Consider the following 2470-nt stretch of genomic DNA (forward strand, 5'->3'; position numbering starts at 1 on the left):
TCGAGGTAATTGCAGTCGGGATGAAGCGCGGTAATATTTAATTCAGCCCGTTGTTGGCGATCGTAGCGATGGTAGTCGTCCGTACCGATGACGGTCACATTCTCGGTACCGAGAATTTGCGCGATCCCTCTCGTGAGAGTGGTTTTGCCTGCCGCGCTATCGCCGACGATACCTAAGATAATTGGACGGTTACTCATGGTGTCAATCTCCGTATCGCACCATTGTACTGCCAAGTGAGTATTGAAAATCAGCGATTCCTTTCGCGATCGCTAGCGGCATAGAGCCTGCGATCGAGGAGATGTTTAACTCCAGCTCAATGACTTCGATCTTCAGCAAGCAGGTTTCCGCAGTCGTGGGCGATCGCTACTACCAAAACGCTGTTAGTATTCCATTGATAAACCACAAACTAAAATCTACCAATCTAGACAATCGCCTGTAAATTTATAGCGATCGATCGACCTGCGATCTGACTTCTTGGAGTACTGCATCGACATGATTTTTGACTCTGACATTCGACCAGATTTGGCCGATTTTACCACTCGGATCGATTAAGAAAGTCGATCGAATGATGCCCAGATATTCTTTACCCATGAACTTCTTTAATTGCCAGACATCATAGGCTTCAGCAATTTGATGTTCGGGGTCGCTCAGTAAAATAATCTCTAACTTTTGTTTGTCGATAAATTTACCGTGAGACGCGATCGAGTCGGGGCTGATGCCGATGATTTGGGTATTTAGGGCTTGAAATTGCGAGAGTTGTGCCGTGAATTCGATCGCTTCAGTCGTGCAACCTGGCGTATTGTCTTTGGGATAAAAGTAGAGTACCAACCATTGACCCCGAACATCCTCAAGACTGATGTTTTTGCCATCGCGATCGAGTGCGGTAAATGTAGGGGCAGCTTGACCGATATTCATCGCAATTTCCAGATCTTAAATACTGGATTATTTTAGCTTACTCGTGACTAAAAGCCAGTATCATTATCGCTCTGCTTGAGTTTATTCGTGCGGGGAGATTTCCCAAACACTTTTTGCTCCCAGTTGCCGAGATTCCGATCTGGCTTGGGTTTGCTGCTAGCACTTTCCTCGATCGAGGTACTCCCATCTTGGGCAAAACTAAAGATTTTTTGCACGACTGCATCGGGATTGCTGGCGTTTTCTGGTTTGAGCGTAAATAGCATATTTTGCCGATCGCATTTGCGACCATTAGCCGGCACCGCACAGATGACTGTCAGCGAGTTCACCGTACCGCTAGTTAGTTCCAAATCTTTAAATGTCCCACCATTGCGATTAGCAGCTTGCTGGAGGCGTTCTGAGACGACTTGACAGCGTTTTGCTGGCGCAAAATCTTTGCCAAAGCCATCATAATTCCAGCTTAACATCACGGCTTGTCGATCGCCTTTGCGCACGACAGTTTTGAGATCCTGACAACTGACGCGCAGTGTCGATCCCGCAGCGAGAGTGGATCGATCGCCTTCGATCTCATCAGAGATCGAATTATCAATCACTGAGGGCATTTGCGATCGGCCGATTTGACCGGAGAGGATCGCAGTTGCCAAAATAGTCGGAATTAATAAAGATTGTGCTAGCGTCGTCAGTTTCATACGATCTCGATCGATATATATAAATAAAAGTATGGTAGATATGAAATTAATTAGAAACCCCGATCTCTAGCAGCATTTATCGTGCTCATAATGGGTTTAGATTGGACGATTTGGGTGGTGCTAATAGTTTTAACTAGTTGCTGTTTAGCACTATCATAATCATAATAGCCAGCAACGATCGTTTGACTAGGTTTGATACAGACTGTATCGGTAGTTAAGCCATTAATAAATACTAACCCGGGCGCACAGTTAGTGCGAGCGACACCCCATTGGTTGAGAACGGGGGTAACTCGATCGGTATTGCGATTAGCTTCGATCCGCATTCTTTCTTTAGCGATTTCTGCTTCTGCCGCAATTTTGGCTTTTCTAATTTCGGTGTCGGCATTGATTTCTGCCGATCTGTGAGGTGGATTGAGTAAGTTATTGAGTAGCGTGATGCCGCCACTGATAAAATCCGTGGATGTGACATCGGCAATTAAAACGCGCGATGTTGCGATCGATCGCTGTTGTTGCGATCCGGATAATTGATGCGCGCAAGCTGGCCAACTAGCTGTTAGTAGCGAGAGCGAGATGAGTAGACTGAGTTTGATGTGACGCATAGATCGATTTTGCTATTAATCCCTCCATGTCCTTGTCTACAGTCGTCTACTGTAAATTTCCGCACAGTTGGGATCGATCGAGCCAAATTAGCGATCGTCGTTACTTATCGATCGACTGTCCAGATCTAGAGGGTACCCACGAGGGCAGTGGTGTCAACTTAAGCCTCAAAGTGGCGTTAAAGTAGAGAAAAGAGGAATCAGGAGGAGCAGATGAAAGGTCACTCCGTCAACCAAAAAAATCCCGACTTGCGCCGCCAAGTTCAGATGCCA

At 46.2% G+C, this 2470-nt stretch carries 5 protein-coding genes; 1 reads left to right on the forward strand and 4 read right to left on the reverse strand.

Annotated features, from left to right (window positions below; all coding sequences use genetic code 11):
* From RMO84_RS08965 to RMO84_RS08980, 4 genes are all read right to left on the reverse strand, one after another.
* The coding region (locus RMO84_RS08965) for a zeta toxin family protein (protein ID WP_310488135.1) at positions 1-197 on the reverse strand (197 nt) is incomplete at its 3' end.
* A 244-nt stretch (positions 198-441) separates the two neighbouring features.
* The gene (gene bcp / locus RMO84_RS08970; protein ID WP_310488136.1) at positions 442-915 is read right to left on the reverse strand and encodes a thioredoxin-dependent thiol peroxidase; all 474 of its coding nucleotides are present in this window, start codon (positions 913-915) and stop codon (positions 442-444) included.
* Between the two features lie 47 nt (positions 916-962).
* The gene (locus tag RMO84_RS08975) at positions 963-1601 is read right to left on the reverse strand and encodes a COP23 domain-containing protein (RefSeq protein ID WP_310488137.1); all 639 of its coding nucleotides are present in this window, start codon (positions 1599-1601) and stop codon (positions 963-965) included.
* A gap of 50 nt (positions 1602-1651) precedes the next feature.
* Complete coding sequence (locus RMO84_RS08980; protein WP_310488138.1) at positions 1652-2200, reverse strand: hypothetical protein; 549 nt, start codon at positions 2198-2200, stop codon at positions 1652-1654.
* 26 nt (positions 2201-2226) lie between these two features.
* Here RMO84_RS08980 and RMO84_RS08985 point away from each other — a divergent pair, with 26 nt between their 5' ends.
* A complete protein-coding gene (locus RMO84_RS08985) occupies positions 2227-2385 on the forward strand; it encodes a hypothetical protein (protein WP_310488139.1) in 159 nt (52 codons plus the stop codon).
* The last annotated feature ends 85 nt before the right edge of the window (positions 2386-2470 follow it).

This window comes from Chamaesiphon sp. VAR_69_metabat_338, from assembly GCF_031423935.1.
Taxonomy (GTDB): Bacteria; Cyanobacteriota; Cyanobacteriia; order Cyanobacteriales; family Chamaesiphonaceae; genus Chamaesiphon.

Coding starts and splice junctions, on each gene's coding strand:
- bcp (WP_310488136.1), bottom strand. CDS start 915: ATGAATATCGGTCAAGCTGCCCCTACATTTACCGCACTCGATCGCGAT.
- RMO84_RS08985 (WP_310488139.1), top strand. CDS start 2,227: ATGTCCTTGTCTACAGTCGTCTACTGTAAATTTCCGCACAGTTGGGAT.
- RMO84_RS08980 (WP_310488138.1), bottom strand. CDS start 2,200: ATGCGTCACATCAAACTCAGTCTACTCATCTCGCTCTCGCTACTAACA.
- RMO84_RS08975 (WP_310488137.1), bottom strand. CDS start 1,601: ATGAAACTGACGACGCTAGCACAATCTTTATTAATTCCGACTATTTTG.